At 48.4% G+C, this 14,523-nt stretch carries 21 protein-coding genes and 1 tRNA gene; 1 reads left to right on the forward strand and 21 read right to left on the reverse strand.

From position 1 onward, the window contains the following. Window positions 1–12 precede the first annotated feature (12 nt). Genes EJL02_RS10675 through EJL02_RS10690 form a run of 4 tightly spaced genes read right to left on the reverse strand, consistent with a single transcriptional unit; the run spans window position 13 to window position 2,448 of the window. On the reverse strand, window positions 13–399 hold the full coding sequence (locus EJL02_RS10675) for a biotin/lipoyl-containing protein (RefSeq protein ID WP_125116400.1): 387 nt from the start codon (window positions 397–399) through the stop codon (window positions 13–15). 14 nt (window positions 400–413) lie between these two features. Continuing rightward, the gene (locus tag EJL02_RS10680) at window positions 414–743 is read right to left on the reverse strand and encodes an OadG family transporter subunit (RefSeq protein ID WP_125116401.1); all 330 of its coding nucleotides are present in this window, start codon (window positions 741–743) and stop codon (window positions 414–416) included. 2 nt (window positions 744–745) lie between these two features. Beyond that, window positions 746–2,113 carry a pyruvate carboxylase subunit B gene (locus EJL02_RS10685; RefSeq protein ID WP_206426971.1) on the reverse strand — a complete coding sequence of 456 codons (1,368 nt, stop codon included), beginning with the start codon at window positions 2,111–2,113 and terminating at the stop codon, window positions 746–748. Between the two features lie 59 nt (window positions 2,114–2,172). Then, the gene (locus tag EJL02_RS10690) at window positions 2,173–2,448 is read right to left on the reverse strand and encodes a hypothetical protein (protein ID WP_125116403.1); all 276 of its coding nucleotides are present in this window, start codon (window positions 2,446–2,448) and stop codon (window positions 2,173–2,175) included. A 2-nt stretch (window positions 2,449–2,450) separates the two neighbouring features. On the opposite strand from EJL02_RS10690, the gene EJL02_RS10695 reads away from it, so the two are divergent. Continuing rightward, a tRNA-Arg gene (locus EJL02_RS10695) sits at window positions 2,451–2,527 on the forward strand. Window positions 2,528–2,715: 188 nt separating this feature from the next. Here the strand turns inward: EJL02_RS10695 and EJL02_RS10700 are convergent. The 17 genes from EJL02_RS10700 to EJL02_RS10775 form a co-directional block, all read right to left on the reverse strand. Continuing rightward, window positions 2,716–4,143, reverse strand: a complete 1,428-nt coding sequence (locus EJL02_RS10700) for a site-specific integrase (RefSeq protein WP_206426968.1) — start codon at window positions 4,141–4,143, stop codon at window positions 2,716–2,718. Between the two features lie 21 nt (window positions 4,144–4,164). Continuing rightward, window positions 4,165–4,371: a helix-turn-helix domain-containing protein gene (locus EJL02_RS10705; protein ID WP_125116404.1), complete on the reverse strand. Its 207-nt coding sequence runs from the start codon at window positions 4,369–4,371 to the stop codon at window positions 4,165–4,167. Window positions 4,372–4,910: 539 nt separating this feature from the next. Then, entirely contained in the window at window positions 4,911–5,144 is a 234-nt protein-coding gene (locus EJL02_RS10710) for a helix-turn-helix domain-containing protein (RefSeq protein ID WP_125116405.1), read from the reverse strand. Between the two features lie 5 nt (window positions 5,145–5,149). Continuing rightward, a complete protein-coding gene (locus tag EJL02_RS10715; protein WP_125116406.1) occupies window positions 5,150–5,581 on the reverse strand; it encodes a sigma-70 family RNA polymerase sigma factor in 432 nt (143 codons plus the stop codon). Between the two features lie 521 nt (window positions 5,582–6,102). Then, window positions 6,103–6,300: a cysteine-rich KTR domain-containing protein gene (locus EJL02_RS10720; RefSeq protein ID WP_125116432.1), complete on the reverse strand. Its 198-nt coding sequence runs from the start codon at window positions 6,298–6,300 to the stop codon at window positions 6,103–6,105. A 10-nt stretch (window positions 6,301–6,310) separates the two neighbouring features. Next, window positions 6,311–7,123, reverse strand: a complete 813-nt coding sequence (locus EJL02_RS10725; protein WP_125116407.1) for a class I SAM-dependent methyltransferase — start codon at window positions 7,121–7,123, stop codon at window positions 6,311–6,313. A gap of 56 nt (window positions 7,124–7,179) precedes the next feature. Next, window positions 7,180–7,737: a TetR/AcrR family transcriptional regulator gene (locus EJL02_RS10730; protein WP_442858014.1), complete on the reverse strand. Its 558-nt coding sequence runs from the start codon at window positions 7,735–7,737 to the stop codon at window positions 7,180–7,182. A 126-nt stretch (window positions 7,738–7,863) separates the two neighbouring features. Next, a complete protein-coding gene (locus EJL02_RS10735) occupies window positions 7,864–8,052 on the reverse strand; it encodes a cysteine-rich KTR domain-containing protein (RefSeq protein WP_125116408.1) in 189 nt (62 codons plus the stop codon). Between the two features lie 17 nt (window positions 8,053–8,069). Then, window positions 8,070–8,636, reverse strand: coding sequence for a TetR/AcrR family transcriptional regulator (locus EJL02_RS10740; protein ID WP_125116409.1), 567 nt, complete (start codon window positions 8,634–8,636; stop codon window positions 8,070–8,072). A 1-nt stretch (window position 8,637) separates the two neighbouring features. After that, complete coding sequence (locus EJL02_RS10745) at window positions 8,638–9,159, reverse strand: GNAT family N-acetyltransferase (protein ID WP_330548627.1); 522 nt, start codon at window positions 9,157–9,159, stop codon at window positions 8,638–8,640. Between the two features lie 214 nt (window positions 9,160–9,373). Beyond that, entirely contained in the window at window positions 9,374–9,838 is a 465-nt protein-coding gene (locus EJL02_RS10750; protein WP_125116410.1) for an AraC family transcriptional regulator, read from the reverse strand. Window positions 9,839–9,933: 95 nt separating this feature from the next. Then, window positions 9,934–10,152 (reverse strand): hypothetical protein, encoded by a 219-nt coding sequence (locus EJL02_RS10755; RefSeq protein WP_125116411.1) that lies wholly within the window; start codon window positions 10,150–10,152, stop codon window positions 9,934–9,936. A 2-nt stretch (window positions 10,153–10,154) separates the two neighbouring features. Further along, window positions 10,155–11,372 (reverse strand): hypothetical protein, encoded by a 1,218-nt coding sequence (locus EJL02_RS10760; protein ID WP_125116412.1) that lies wholly within the window; start codon window positions 11,370–11,372, stop codon window positions 10,155–10,157. Beyond that, window positions 11,356–12,066 (reverse strand): ATP-binding cassette domain-containing protein, encoded by a 711-nt coding sequence (locus tag EJL02_RS10765; RefSeq protein ID WP_125116413.1) that lies wholly within the window; start codon window positions 12,064–12,066, stop codon window positions 11,356–11,358. The genes EJL02_RS10760 and EJL02_RS10765 overlap by 17 nt, the downstream gene beginning before the upstream one ends. A 6-nt stretch (window positions 12,067–12,072) precedes the next feature. Next, window positions 12,073–12,243: a hypothetical protein gene (locus tag EJL02_RS14205; RefSeq protein WP_164510390.1), complete on the reverse strand. Its 171-nt coding sequence runs from the start codon at window positions 12,241–12,243 to the stop codon at window positions 12,073–12,075. A 163-nt stretch (window positions 12,244–12,406) separates the two neighbouring features. After that, window positions 12,407–13,690 carry a sensor histidine kinase gene (locus EJL02_RS10770; RefSeq protein ID WP_125116414.1) on the reverse strand — a complete coding sequence of 428 codons (1,284 nt, stop codon included), beginning with the start codon at window positions 13,688–13,690 and terminating at the stop codon, window positions 12,407–12,409. Beyond that, window positions 13,690–14,415: a LytR/AlgR family response regulator transcription factor gene (locus tag EJL02_RS10775; protein WP_442858015.1), complete on the reverse strand. Its 726-nt coding sequence runs from the start codon at window positions 14,413–14,415 to the stop codon at window positions 13,690–13,692. The genes EJL02_RS10770 and EJL02_RS10775 overlap by 1 nt, the downstream gene beginning before the upstream one ends. Between the last annotated feature and the right edge of the window lie 108 nt (window positions 14,416–14,523).

Consider the following 14,523-nt stretch of genomic DNA (forward strand, 5'->3'; position numbering starts at 1 on the left):
TTGCGCCTCCCGTCACATCGTGCAAAGTGCCGCGCCGGTCTCCACCGTCGCGCCCTTCTGCACGCTGACCGAACCTACCGTACCGTCATGCGGCGCGCAGATTTCGTTCTCCATCTTCATCGCTTCCAGAATAAACAGCACATCTCCCGCCTTGACGGCCTGTCCGGCCGTGCAGCGCACATCTAGAATCGTGCCGGGCATCGGCGCGGAAACGACCTCGCCGCCGGCCGGTGCCGCAGCGGGTGCAGGAGCTGCTGCCGGTGCAGGCGCAGGCGCCGCCGCCGGCGCTGCGGGTGCCGGTGCTGCCGCCGGTGCATTGCCGACCGCTACCGCACTGACCGAACCTTTTTCCACTTCCACTTCATATTGCTTGCCATTGAGCGTGACCAGATATTTCATTGTTAACTTCCCCCTTAAACCGCCTTGATGGATTTGAATACGAGCTGATCGAGCGGAATCCCCGTTTCATGGCTGACAATCGCCATGACGCATGCCGCCTGCGTATCATCAATGCCTTCCAGCACCACCTGCGGCGGCGCTGCAACCGGCGCGGCTGCACGCATCGGAACGGGTGCAGGAGCGGGGGCAGCCATTGTGGGCACATGATGATGTTCCACACCGGATACCAAACGCGAAATGACCAGAATGATGCCCCACAACACTGCAAGCATCAGAAATACAATGACGAAGCCGGAAAGCGCCACAACCAGTGCATCCAGTTGACTCAGCGGATCGTGAACCATAATCAGCCGACCTCCTTAAACGAATAACTTGCCGTGAAGGTTCTTTCACGACGCTCAAAATACTGCTCGGCCTGCTGCGGGAACGCGATATAGGAAAGCACGTCCTCTTCGCAGCGCGCGCGGCTGCCCAGATGCGCCTTTGCCGCTTCGAATTCCGGCTCCAGCGTATCTGCAAAACGGCCGGTCATGGGCTGCTCATCCCCCAGCACCTTTTTCGCCAGTTCCGGGTCGATCTTGCCGGGCGCCTTGCCGTATTCCCCCTTGATATAGCTCTTGATCTCCTTACCGATGGACTTATAACGCTCGCCCAGCAGCACGTTGACCGTGGCCTGCACGCCGACCATCTGGCTGAGCGGCGTGACCAGCGGCGGATAACCCAGATCCGCGCGTACACGCGGCGTTTCGTCCAGCACAGCGTCGAGTTTGTCGATCGCGTTCTGTGCCTTGAGCTGCGCCACCAGATTGGAAAGCATACCGCCCGGGATCTGATAAATCAGCGCATCGGTCTTGGTGGACAGCACATACGGGTCAAACATGCCGTTTTCCGAGAACTTGTCCTTGACCGGCAGGAAGAAATTATTGATACGGTTGAGCTCCTTGGCATTGACGCCGCAGTCATAACCCATCTGCGTCAGCGCGTAAACGATCGATTCGGTCGCAGGCTGGCTGGTGCCGCCCGAGAAGCACGAAGTCGCGCAGTCGATGCCTGCCGCACCCGCTTCCGCGGCCTTAAGATAGGTCATATAGCCCAGGCCGGTCGTCGCATGCGTATGCACATAAATCGGCAGCTTGATATTCTGACGCAGCGCGGTTACCAGATCAAAGCACTCCTGCGGCGACATAATGCCTGCCATATCCTTGATGCACAGCGAATTGCAGCCCATCTGCTCGATCTGCTTGCCCAAGGAAACAAACATCTCGAGGTTGTGAATCGGGCTGAGCGTATAGCAGATACATCCCTGTGCATGGCCGCCGGCCTTGAGGCACTCGTCCACTGCGGTCTCGATGTTGCGCAGATCGTTGAGCGCATCAAAAATACGGATGATATCCATACCGTTTTCCACGCTCTTGCGTACGAACCGGCGCACGGTATCATCCGAATAATGGTGATACCCCAGCAGGTTCTGTCCGCGCAGCAGCATTTGCAGCTTGGTGTTCTTCATGTGCGACTTGATCTTGCGCAAGCGCTCCCACGGATCCTCGTTCAGGTAACGCAGGCAGCTGTCAAAGGTCGCACCGCCCCAGCATTCGATCGAATGATAACCGGCTTGGTCCATTTCGTCCAGCACGGCTTCAAAGTCATCAAACGGCATACGGGTTGCGATCAACGACTGCTGTGCGTCACGCAGCACAGTTTCGGTGATATGCATTTGTTTCACAAATATGCCCTCCTTCTAACCGAAAAACAGGGGATTTCGTCAAACTATACCTACTCCCCCATTTTACATAATTGTATCATAGCATGTTCTCCACCGACACGCAATGTTTTTCTTTTAACAAAGTTTTCTATCATTTTTTGTCTTACATTTCCTCTGCTGTCGAATTGACATTTGTGTTTGAATACAGTAAAATTAATAATAGTATACGCTTTGCGCAAGGCTTGCCATCCATATTTGTCCCCAAAGCGCAGTTGGATAGAGCGACCGCCTCCTAACATCTGGCAGGTTCTCGCCCGCTGACGCCGCAAAACTTTATATTTTTTCATATGCCCCTGTAGCTCAGTTGTATAGAGCGACCGCCTCCTAAGCGGTAGGCCACCAGTTAGAGTCTGGTCAGGGGTGCCAATTTTGGCCGCTATAAGCTATTTTTGATGGTTTATAGCGGTTTTTTATTGCATTTTTCATTTTCGCTTTTGCCACTGCATTGCGTCTATTTTATGCAATCACCGCTGCATATCTGCTAACTGTCTCCGAACTTTTTTCACCGCGTTGCTAATCAAATTGAAGGGGGTTGCTAACCCAACTTTTCCGCCCTATTTTCCGGACGGAACTACCGACAACAACGCGGTCAGCGTATTGACCAGCTCCGGCGATTTTTGAAGCTGCTCAAGCAGCCCCAGCAGGTCAAGTGAAGCACTTGCCGGTCGCTCTGGCTCCCGCGGTTTTTCCGGCTCCTTCGGCTGCTCCGGCGGCCGCACCGAGCGCAGGTCGGGATTAGCGCAGGCATAAAAGGCGTCCTCAAACTTCTGAGCATTGACCTTACGGTCCTCGTCCAGAATGTGCGCATAGACCTGCGTAATCATATCGACCTGAGCATGTCCTGTATCTCCCTGTGTGGCTTTCAAATCACCGTGGTTGAGTTTCAGCTTATAGGTCGTACTGGAATGACGCAGAGAGTGAAAGACTACCTTGGGCAGGCCAGCGGTCTGCCGCAGCTTGTCAAACTCCTTTGTGATCACGCGCTCCTCACACGGCCGCCCATTGGTCAATGCCACTACCAGATTGTAGTCCTGGTAGTCGTCACCCAGCATCTCACGCAGCTCCTCCTGCGACGATTTCCATTCCCGCAGAATATAGGCGACTGTCTTAGGCAGCCACACCTTGCGGATACTGGAATCTGTCTTGGGCTTTTTCAAAATCAGGCGAGTGCTGGTGTTGGGCAATAAGGGTGCGAAGATGTGGTAAACATCCTTCTTCCCCAGCATCTCGATCGCCCGCTTGGACGCCCGCGCCAGTTCCTTGTCGATATAGACGTAGGCGTTGTCTGCCGCGATGTCCTCATCCTCAATATGGACATTGTTCCACGTCAATCCCAAAATCTCGCCCATGCGCATCGAGCAGGCAAAGGCCAGATTCATGGCCACATAGAGCTTGCTGTCCTTGCAGTGGTCGAGTGCAGTGCGGATCATTTCGGCCGTCCAGATGTCCCGCTTCTTATGCTCCGTTTTCGGCAGGAGCACATTGTCGAATGGATTCTTGACGATCAGCTCCCACCGCACCGCCTGTTTGAAAGCGCAGCGCAGCAGCTTAATGATCTTCTCGATTGTTGCATTGGTCACCAATTCGGTTTTGGCATGACGGGTGCGTGTGCTGACCGCAGGTGTTTTCTGCAAGGTTTGAATATACTTGTCCACCACACGCGGCGTGATTTCCTGCACCTTCATATCCCCGATGATCGGATTAATGTAGTTGCCAATCAATGCGGTCTGGCTGTCGTACATAGACACGCCCCACCGCTTTTCACCGTAGAGCGAAACAAAATCCAACATGAAATTTGCAATGCTCTGATCGCTCGGCGGAACAAACGCACCGGTATGCTTCTGGTTCTCAATCTCCGCCTTGCGCTTAAGCGCATCCTGATAGCTGGAGCGCGTCTCCCACTTCTGCTTTTTCTCACCTTTTTCATTGTAATAGGTGTAAACAATAGAGTAGTTCTTTTTCCGTTTGATGATAGATGCCATAACGAACCTTCCTTTCTGTTCTTACAAATCAAGCGACTCCAGCCATTTGTCAAACGACTGCTTGGAAATTCGTATGGCGTTACCAATTCGTACGCTCTTAAAAAGGTTTTCCGGAATGAAGTTGTAGGCCGCGTTGGTGCTGATGCCCAGAATGTGAGCAATGTCCTTGACGCGATACGTTCTGCACGCCAGAATTTCCTCCTTCGTACCGTTCTTTATCTCTGACACAGCGACCTCCTTCCTGTCAGAAACAGCACGCAAAAGAGCTTCCATTCATAACTTCCACCCTCATTGTAACGCGCTATTTCGAGTTTGTCTGCTGCTAATCAAACGTTTACGAAGTATCCGTAAACGAAAAACATAAGATTGATTTAAAAAGAATAATGGCAATACAACGGACGTCTGCCGGCAAGCAGCTCCACGGGAATCTCACCCCGGCCCATGCTGATGGGTACGCCGCGCAATGCCTTGAGGGCGTTCAACGCGGGAGTCTCATTATCCTGTCTGTGCATCCTTGCCCACAGGCTGCCATACCTGTTTCTCGGCTCAGTTTTGTCGCTCACCTGTTTGGTAGGGGTCCCGTCCTGCGGACTTGCAACAGGGTCATGGCGCATCGGCCGACCGGCTCCACACAGACAGATCGTATCCGTCTGCCTTATGCTGCGCCGGAGGCCTCCCGCCGGGCTTTCTTTGTCAAGGTGGGGTGACCCCGGCATCGGCAACGGAGGAAAGGGAAATCCGTTTATCTTTTGCCAGAGTCGGAAGGATCAGGCTCGCATCACTGCCCGGATCAATCGAATTTCCAGGCAGCGCTTCATATGGGTATCCACGCACATATGAGGCGTTCCGTCCTTGTCATAGAGAGTACGGGTACACAGACGGCTCATGTAGTCGTCATAGTGCCGCAGCACTTGCTCCATGGCTTCGCTGTCTCCGCCGGAAGCCGCGCGAATCACCCAAACGGGCGGCAAATCTTTTCCTTTATGGATAGGTTCTGTCATGTTCCTCAGCCTCCTTTCGGCACCAGCGCCGACAATGTTTCGCGCAGTTCCTGCAGCGCCTTTGTCCGGTGCCGTTGAACGGCACTCCGGGACATCCCAACGAGATCGCCGATCTCACCGTCTGCCAGATTCAGAGTGCAGTGCAAAATCAAAATGCTCTGCTCCATCTGCGGCAAAGCGGCAAAAGCCTCGGCCACAAGCTCGTTGTCGATATGTAGATCGTAGCCGTGCGACGAGAACACAATGCTGTCGCTGGGATAACGATCCACGACACAGAGCTTGTCCAGTTCCGCCTGTGGTAAACTACCAAAGAATGCTTCACGCTCTCTCTGGCGCTTCATGTTCCGCAGATAGGCTCTGGCCTCGTTTCGCAATACCTTTTTGCAAAAAGCATCGAACCGGCATTGCTCGCCATAGTCGCGGGGGTTAGATTCCATCAGTTTCACCCCCTTTCCGTGGGGGGATCAGGTGGTTCTCTCCCTTTCCGCTACTGCCAATCCTGCGGGAGCGTGTTCTGCCCGCCAAACGCCTCCTTTTTGAAGAAAATTTGAAAAAAGCAATGGTCAGCCATCCCGACCGCAGAAAACGACAAAAAACACCCAGCAGGTCATAGACCCACCGTGCGCAACAGCAAGCGATATGAAGTTTATTTACACGATATAGTTCATACCCATGACCGAGGCTGCCTGCCGAATGGAACGGGCTTTTTTTGATCGGCTAACCCTTATCCGATCAGGCGGGAACAACATCCGGCACAGCATGGCGACATCCTCCTTCTATGCCGCCGTGTAAGCTATCAGGGCAAAAGAAAACGGCGGCTCGAATTGAACCGCCGTGAAAGCTACTTTTGCGCGCAACAAGCCGTCTGCCCCGCGGCGGTTTTTTTCTTTTCTGCCGCCGGGCAGATCATAAAAAATATAAAAACAGAGCCGATAACATTCGAGGTTTTACCTCAGAGTTATCGGCTCTGCGTCTTAGCGTCTGGCTCTTGGATAATGGATAGATTCAGTTGTCGTACCGCAATCAAGGTTTCATGTTTGCATTTCGGGCAATACAGCGGGAAGTTTTCAAGAACTGTATCATCGCGGATTTTTAATCGCGTTTTGCTGCCGCAAAAGGGGCACAAAACCCATTCAACTTTTATCGCTCTATACATTTTCAAATTATCACTTCAAAATGCTTTCCTGTTTTTGAAATACATCAACTACATGGCTTGAAAAGCCCAGCATATCTTCACGCTCGCAAGTAGTCAGGTGATATTGCATATACAGCTCAAATGTTTCGCTATCCATGGCATCAATCGCTTCACGAATGAGCAAAGAACACCCATCTGTTGCCACGTAATGAAGCCTTGTGGTTGCAAACGGAAACATGAGATCATCTATGTTTTCTTTTCGTACTAGCTCAAACAAATCCTTTGGCTGTGATTTTGAAGCAAATGTGTGAGCATCCAACAAGCCATCTCTTATATAGTCTGCAACATTGAAATTGTTTCGGTTAAAGCCCTCGTCTAACAGACATCCATCAGAAATCACATATGCAGCAAAAATAATACCATTCGGTTTTGTGACACGAATTGCTTCACGAATAGCCTGCTGCTTATCCTCTTTACAGTAGAGGTGATACAGCGGCCCCAAGAGAAGTGTAATATCATATTGATTATCTGAAAAGGTGGATAAATCCAGAGCATTTCCACGGATCACCGAAACTCGCTCCTCGCTTGTGGTATTTTGCTTGAAAATCTCTATATTGTGTTCCACCAATTCAACTGCATCAACACTATATCCTTCTCGCGCCAGTGCATGAGAGTATCTTCCTGTTCCTGCCCCTATTTCGAGGATTTTATCTCCTTTCTTTAGATATTTCTTAATGTAATGCATGGTAGTGAGAAATTCCACCATTCCATGTTTTAATGCGAGACGATTGTCTTCATCGTAATGATTATAGAAGTCTATTATATATTGATTGGATTTCTGCATTTCAGACACCTCTTGTATTGTCATTGTTACGCAGCCCGCACTTTTTGTCGTGTAGTTCACACGAAGGCTGACAAGAAATTAGATAACATACCTTCGATGGTTCTGTTGTCCAATGAAATCTTTCCAGTGGCAGTCAAAACAGCAATCCCATGTGCATAGAGAAATAAGTCTAAAAAGATTTGTTTTCCCTTCTCAAAGGTTACGCCAATCATATTCGAAAATGCTTTTGCTTTTTCCTCATTTCCAATTTCGTTATAAAAGTCATTCGTTGTTTCCATATTCAAATCCATATCACTCATAAAAATCAGTTTGAATAGATATGTTTGTTCACGAGCAAAGGCTATATAAGAAATCGGTAAATACAAAGGAGCGTCAACCGCCGCAGTTTTGCAATAATGATCCACATATTGGCTGTAATATTCAAATGCGAAATTAAGAAAATCCTTTTTTAGTTCTTCCATGTTTTCATAACACGTAAAAATAGGCCGTGTTGAACATTGCAGTCTATTCGCAATACTTCTCGCATTTACAGTTTCAAACCCTGATTCCTGCGTAATCTCCAAAACAGTATTTAATATCATCTGTTTCGTAATCTTCGCTTTAGGCGGCATCATTGCTCCCTCGTTTCGCAACATATGTTATGTAACTATTGTTGCATATCAGAAGGAATTTGTCAACAAATTCTATTTTTTAAAAAACATAAAAACAGAGCCGATAACACACGAAGGTTTCCCACGATGTTATCGGCTCTGCGTCTTAGCGTCTGGCTCTTGGATGATGGATAAATTCAGTTGTCTTACCGCAATCAAGGTTTCATGTTTGCATTTCGGGCAATACAGTGGAAAGTTTTCAAGAACTGTATCTTCGCGGATTTTCAATCGTGTTTTGCTACCGCAAAAGGGGCATAATACCCATTCAACTTTTCCCATAGCGATGCCTCGCGCATTTAATGCTGCTGCTCTTTATCGAGCAAAATTTGCTTCACAACATTGACATAGTGATCTGCTTGTCGCGTTTCAAACGGGATAACACGCGACCACATCCGCAAGCCTTGATAGTAATATAAAATCAAGTCCGCGATCTGGTCAGCATCAACGTCATTAAACTCTCCATTATCCATTCCATAATTGAGCAGACCGACCCATCTTTTTCTCGCTTTTTCATTGACTTGAATGAAGAAATCCTCGTTTCCCATATTGGCGTATTCGTAAATCGCCAGACTTAACGAAGACTCTTTTTCCATAATTTCGTGCCGCATCGTTTCAAGCATATCTTCCAATATACTTACGGCACTTTCTTTGTTTTCCATGCGATCATCAATCGCATATTCCTTTGAAATTATATCGGAAAAGATTTGTTGCGTTCCCGAATAATAACGATAAAGTCCGCCACGGCTCAATCCTGTTTTTTCACAAATATCCGTCATGGTCACAGCTTTAAAACCTTTTGCCGCAAAAAGTAAATATGCCTCTTGCAGAATTTTTTCTTTTGTTTTTGTCCCCTTCATCCCCATGCTATACTTCTACTTCCTCTCGCAATACGGAATACAAACAGTAAGAAAGAATTTTCCCGTTTTTGTACACTCCATTTCGCATTGTGCCTTCATAGGCAAATCCAGCTTTCTCTAAAACACCTCTGGAGCCCGCGTTACATTCAAACGGTTCTGCATAGATACGGACAATATCAAATGCAGTAAAGGCTTCTTTGCAAATACGCTGCACCGCTTCCGTCGTAATGCCATTACGCCAATATTCCTCTGCAAGCCAATATCCAAGTTCGCCGGATTTTTCAAATACATCTTCTTGAAGGGTAATGCCTATGCTTCCCACGGCTTTGCCGTCAATAACAATTGCTCTGGTGATTTGTCTTTCCCCCTCATGCGCAATGCAATCATCGATAAACCACTTTGCATCATCTAGCGTATAAGGAGACGGGAAAGTATTTCGAAGATTATTTGCAATATTCGGATTATTCGCAGCTGCTGCAAGACTGTCGGCATCATCGTGCTTCCATTCTCTCAAAACAAACTCCAACATAACTGACACCTCCCAAAAGCGACATTATTGTCTCTTAATTATACGACATCATTGTCGTTTTTGTCAACAAGGCCAATATAAAGATTTAAAATCAGTCGCAGAGGCAATATGGAGTACATTTGCTTTGCGAAATGGAATCACAACAGAATCAATAACATCTATATTTGATTGCTTCTCGCCAAATTCCCCAAATTATAATTCTTTCCTGCTCCGTTTATAAGATCGGCACGTACAATTCGCAGAGATGTCGATCCACCAGTTCTTTTCTATAACATTCCATGACTGGTCTGTTCGGGTCCAGAATCCGGTTTTGCCTAATCGTTTCATCAAAACATTTTTGCCATGCCGCTGTAATGGATGCAGCGGTATGTTGAATCAGAAATACATAATACTTACCGCCTTGTATTTCTCTTTTCAAGATTTCCCCACCAAAATCCTCATTGGTAGAAATGTTCGCGCAGACATCATATCTGCACAAGCGGCTTTCTGTGACCCGGGGGTCATCCAAGGGAATCGCCCAGATTATTGTTTTGGCATGATACAAACGCTTTTCAACCAGCCATTGTTTGAAGGTGTTCATCAACTCGCGGTTCGCATCCCCATACGCACCCGTTCTTCTCATATATACCACCGTATAAGGCGGTATCGTTTTCTCGTTTATCTGAATGTAAAAGCTCAACAGAAAATCTCCAATTTACAAAGTACATCGATGTCTAAACAGATGGTAAACCCAATTAAAATGATTTTCAAGAACTTTTTTAAAAGGATGCCACCTCATCCAAACGCCTTTTTCATTTCATCCAGTTCATGCCGTTTCTCCACCCAACTTTCTACATAGCCGCAGTCACAACAAGCATAACGTGCAACAGGTACCCGTTCCACAGTAACCACTTTTGTGATAGCGATGCTATGGGCTAAATATCGGTGGGCATTGTCCGACACCCGCACGATATTCCTCGAATTACATTTTGGGCAACATCCTGTATTCTTCATCTTCATTGCCTCCTTGTCCAATAGAGTAAAATGCCGCACTCCATCAGCAATACGGCAGACCATATTCCAAGAACCAGCGGATAGGTGCCGACAACGGCTGCCATCAGCAGCATTGCCAGCGGAACAAGATATTTGCGGGGGTGGTGCCACAAATCGCTTTCTGTTTTCCAACCACGGATCGGGTGTTTCCATTCCAAAATCACCGACAGAATGGCGCTTTGTAAGGCAAACAGAAGCACCATCCCCACATGGACAAGTCCGATTCCCCCATGAATCATCTGCCAGCCACCCAGATAGATACCGGCAACAATTTCATTGACAATAAAGATAAACAGACAATATCTCTTGCAAAACCGGCCTGCCTGTCCGGGGAAAACACGGATGACCTGCTCCAAATCTGGGTCGCAGGACAGCAGCGTACAGATCGGAGTGTTCAGGCAAAGGATTGCAAGACCGATGGGAAACAGATTCAGTCCCCCAAATTCACAGAACAGCAGCGGCAGGAAGCAGGCAATCGCACACAGGCCCACGGTATTGATAAGATAGCTCTTATTTGCCAGCAGATACCGCGTCAGGTAAACAAACACGCTCCCGCTATGACCTGTATGCTGGACGGCTCTTTTTGAAGCGACAACACTATAAAAGTCATAGGCATCTGCAAAGGCCAAATACAGCACCGCAACCAAAATGCTCACTGCCCCAGCGGTCAGAACCGCCGCGTCGTTCCGCACCAGCAATATCACAGCCTGAATACCGGCAGCCCAAAGAACCGGCAGCACAATATGACCTTTCCGGCACATCCGATACCCCGCCGCAGTTACCGCACAGGCCATACAGCCACAGAACACCGCAATGGCAATTTCCCATGGATACCATGAAGCGGCAGCGAAGAACAGTGCCCAAATGGGCAGAGTCTTGGTAATCAGGGTGTGCGCTCCCAAAACCATTACATAGGAAAAGACAAAACTGCGGTTGTCAAAGGGAAGCATGAACATTCCCTGCATGGCCTCTATATGACGCTTTCCGGTCAATATCTGCCACATGACAGCGCCAGTAAAAAAGGTCGAAGTCAGATAGAGAATAAACGTTGCAACCTCCATTTGAAATTCAGCGGCATGGGTCGCAACGAACAGGATCACAGCAGCCAGCAGGCTTTTTCCTGCGCTCTGGTACTTTGCGCCAAAGAACTGTTTGGAAAGTGCTTTAGTGGTGTTCATCATCGGCCAGCACCTCCCGGATGTTTCCAGCAGCGATCTCCGCGCCGGTGAATGTGCGGCTGATCCTGCCTTGCTCCAAAACCAGAACACGGTCAGAGGTCAGGCAGATGCTTTCTAAGATATGGGACGAAAACAGAAGTGTCCCATACTGCTTATACTCAGCCATGAGCTGATACAAAAACTCTGTGCTTTGGAAGTCCAGCCCGTTCACAGGTTCGTCCAGAAGCAGCAGCTTGGGCCGCAGGGCAAATGCTGTAATCAGGTAGGCTTTCTTCAGGTTGCCGGTGGATAGCTCCTTTAGAAAAACATTGGCATAGTCCTCAAAGTGAAATCCCCTTATGAGGTCAAACACATCCGGCAGAGAGACGCCATAGGACGCAGCCACATACGCCAGATATTCCCGAAATGTAAAATACTGAAATGACCGATCTTCTGCAAAGACAATGTATCGGTTCCGCTTAAATGCTTTGTCCCGAAACGAGAACAAATGACCTTCCCATGCCGCGCTGTCCAGACGGTAGCCCGGCAGCAAACCGGACACGGTTTTGATAAAGGTGGTTTTCCCGGCACCGTTCAGCCCGATCAGCCCGACAACTTCATGTTCCCCTAAATCCAGTGAAAGGCTAGAGAGTACGGGATGACCGGCGGTGTACCAAACGCTTAAATTGTTCAGTGAAAGAAGTGCCTTGCTGTCCATTCTGCATTACCTCCGATTGTCTTTGTCTTTCTTCCAGAGAGAATAGGCGGAGAACAGGAACGCACCGCCGAGAACAAGATACAGAATGGCAAAGGGAATGTTCATAGTAACAAAGCTAAAAATCATGCAGCAGACAAACACGATGCCGAGGATCAAGCGAAAATAAAAGTGACGCATACAAATTACCTCCTATATTTCTGTATGACATTGGACTTTTTGCTTACAATGCAAGCATACACCAAAGCATATCCGTCTGCGGAAATGTCCGCGAATGGTACGGTTTTGACCGCGAAAAAAGGCAGGCAGCCATAAGGCCGCCTGCCACTTGTTGAAGCAAAGATTATTCTGTTTTGACTGGCTGGAAAGACAAGGTGACAACGGACTGGAACACACCGTCTTTGTGATCGGTTGTGATGGTACCGTCGTAGCGATCCGCCGCTGTCTGTACGCTCTTCAGCCCCCAGCCATGAGAGGCTTTATCGTCTTTGGAAGTTTCCAACTTACCTTCATTCTCTGTGGGCTCATTGCCATATCCATTTTCTACTTTGATGATAAGCATGGCATTGATCCGTCGGATCGTAAGGCTTAGGAAGCGCAGATCCATCGGGGCCGTTTCTGCTGCCTCCAAAGCGTTATCCAGCAGGTTTCCCAAAATCGTAATCAAATCCACGCTGCGGATATTGGTGTTGTGTGGATATTCGATATTGACCTTTGTTTTGATCTGCTCTTGCTCAGCCAGAGCCATTTTGCTACTGATAAGGTAATCCAAAGCCTTGTCGCCCATCCAGACTGTTTGAGATATTTCCTGGACAGGGGTTCGCAAATCCTCACAGTAACGCACCGCCTCCTGAATATCGCCTTGGTTCAGGCATTGATAAATGGCCTCAATGTGATTGTGCAGATCGTGATACAGCTTGGCATTGCTCTCATAAGTGCGGCGCAATCCTTGATAATCCCGTTCCAGTATTTCGGTCTGCTCCTGTTTTAGGTTTGCGATCTCCGCCTCCATTTCCCGCTGTTGGTTGACGCGGTAAAACAAAACAGCAAACAGCAAGATCATGGAAAGAATGATCCATGTACCCACCTGATCTTCGCTCAGCGGCAAAATTGTCTGCTCTGACAAGGTTACTGCGCCAAACATTCCCAAAATGACGAGAATGGACAAAGCCCGAAAATTGCCCGCACTTTGACGCCCTTGCTTTGCCAAGGCAATCGCAGCCCCTGCCATCAGCAGGCGCACCAAACAAATGCCAGCCCAATATTCCATCGAAGCTGGATTGATAAAATTACCCGAGCGGAACAGGATGCCCAAGCCCGCCCTCAGCAGGAAGTCCCACAGTCCTACGCCGACTTCATAAAAGAAAACTAAGAACAGACAAAGGTTCAACTTGTCCCGCACATAATACCATGTGACCGCGGCAATGACCAGCAATTCAGTTCCCAAAGCCACAAGTGTCGGGAATCCTGCGGCCTGCAAGACAGTAACCAGCGCACCGCTGACACCAGAAACAAACAGCATTCCTCTTCCCGGCCGAAACCGCATTACCTTTGCCGATAAAAGAATACCTAAATGCAGGCGCAGTTCATTGGTGAGAAAGCAGGCCAAGATCGCAACCCATCCCATTATATATGCGCCCCCCAAAACTGATTGATTTGTCGCTTGACTTCCTGCAAATGAGAACGGCTGATTGGTAACCGCTCCCCGTTCTTTAATACCGCTTCCCCATCGCTAACCTTCATAATCTGAACGATATTGACGATACAACCACGGTCAACGAAGATAAATTCCGGTGCGTTCAGTTCATCAAATACCTGCTGCAAGCTCTTTCGCACTTTTGAAGTTCCGATACCGGACACGATGCTAGCATTTTTGCCGTCCCGCTGAATATAGAAAATATCCTTGTAAGGGATCTTCTCCATGCGGTTTGCGGTCTGGATCGTGTATTCCTGTCCGGCTTCCAGTTCAATCAGCTTTGCAGCATCGATTACAGCTGCAGTTAGTTTCGTTTCCAAGTTACTTTTTGGCACATAGCGAAAAATAGACAGTTCAAAAGCGTCAATCGCATATTCCGTATGCGAGGTCACAAAGATAATTCTGACATTGGGCAGAAACCCTTTGACCTGCTGCGGGATTTCCATACCACTAATTCCCGGCATTTCAATGTCCAGCAAAATCAAGTCATAAAAAAAGCCATCATCGGTGATGTCGTAAAGCAGGTTGCGGCTTTGGGTATAGGTCGTTATTTCATAGCCGATACCCTGCGCCTGCAAGCTATTCTTGACGATTTTTTCATGCAGTGCAACGGCAGCTTCATCATCGTCACAAATTGCAATTTTGAGCACCGTCATCACCCCGTTTCTTCCTGCGGTTATCTGTAGCATCTATAACCTTAACCAAATTGTTGTCATCTTCCAACACTGGCAATCCGACCACCAGCGTATCTTCTTGGAACCCAT

Source organism: Agathobaculum sp. Marseille-P7918 (assembly GCF_900625105.1).
Classification (GTDB): domain Bacteria; phylum Bacillota; class Clostridia; order Oscillospirales; family Butyricicoccaceae; genus Agathobaculum.

Bases quoted from the DNA above. Each gene is read 5' to 3' on its own strand.
- EJL02_RS10675 (WP_125116400.1), bottom strand. From the start codon at position 399: ATGAAATATCTGGTCACGCTCAATGGCAAGCAATATGAAGTGGAAGTG.
- EJL02_RS10680 (WP_125116401.1), bottom strand. From the start codon at position 743: ATGGTTCACGATCCGCTGAGTCAACTGGATGCACTGGTTGTGGCGCTT.
- EJL02_RS10685 (WP_206426971.1), bottom strand. From the start codon at position 2,113: ATGCATATCACCGAAACTGTGCTGCGTGACGCACAGCAGTCGTTGATC.
- EJL02_RS10690 (WP_125116403.1), bottom strand. From the start codon at position 2,448: ATGAAAAAATATAAAGTTTTGCGGCGTCAGCGGGCGAGAACCTGCCAG.
- EJL02_RS10700 (WP_206426968.1), bottom strand. From the start codon at position 4,143: ATGGCATCTATCATCAAACGGAAAAAGAACTACTCTATTGTTTACACC.
- EJL02_RS10710 (WP_125116405.1), bottom strand. From the start codon at position 5,144: ATGACAGAACCTATCCATAAAGGAAAAGATTTGCCGCCCGTTTGGGTG.
- EJL02_RS10715 (WP_125116406.1), bottom strand. From the start codon at position 5,581: ATGGAATCTAACCCCCGCGACTATGGCGAGCAATGCCGGTTCGATGCT.
- EJL02_RS10720 (WP_125116432.1), bottom strand. From the start codon at position 6,300: ATGTATAGAGCGATAAAAGTTGAATGGGTTTTGTGCCCCTTTTGCGGC.
- EJL02_RS10725 (WP_125116407.1), bottom strand. From the start codon at position 7,123: ATGCAGAAATCCAATCAATATATAATAGACTTCTATAATCATTACGAT.
- EJL02_RS10730 (WP_442858014.1), bottom strand. From the start codon at position 7,737: ATGATGCCGCCTAAAGCGAAGATTACGAAACAGATGATATTAAATACT.
- EJL02_RS10735 (WP_125116408.1), bottom strand. From the start codon at position 8,052: ATGGGAAAAGTTGAATGGGTATTATGCCCCTTTTGCGGTAGCAAAACA.
- EJL02_RS10740 (WP_125116409.1), bottom strand. From the start codon at position 8,636: ATGGGGATGAAGGGGACAAAAACAAAAGAAAAAATTCTGCAAGAGGCA.
- EJL02_RS10745 (WP_330548627.1), bottom strand. From the start codon at position 9,159: ATGTTGGAGTTTGTTTTGAGAGAATGGAAGCACGATGATGCCGACAGT.
- EJL02_RS10755 (WP_125116411.1), bottom strand. From the start codon at position 10,152: ATGAAGAATACAGGATGTTGCCCAAAATGTAATTCGAGGAATATCGTG.
- EJL02_RS10760 (WP_125116412.1), bottom strand. From the start codon at position 11,372: ATGATGAACACCACTAAAGCACTTTCCAAACAGTTCTTTGGCGCAAAG.
- EJL02_RS10765 (WP_125116413.1), bottom strand. From the start codon at position 12,066: ATGGACAGCAAGGCACTTCTTTCACTGAACAATTTAAGCGTTTGGTAC.
- EJL02_RS14205 (WP_164510390.1), bottom strand. From the start codon at position 12,243: ATGCGTCACTTTTATTTTCGCTTGATCCTCGGCATCGTGTTTGTCTGC.
- EJL02_RS10770 (WP_125116414.1), bottom strand. From the start codon at position 13,690: ATGGGATGGGTTGCGATCTTGGCCTGCTTTCTCACCAATGAACTGCGC.
- EJL02_RS10775 (WP_442858015.1), bottom strand. From the start codon at position 14,415: ATGACGGTGCTCAAAATTGCAATTTGTGACGATGATGAAGCTGCCGTT.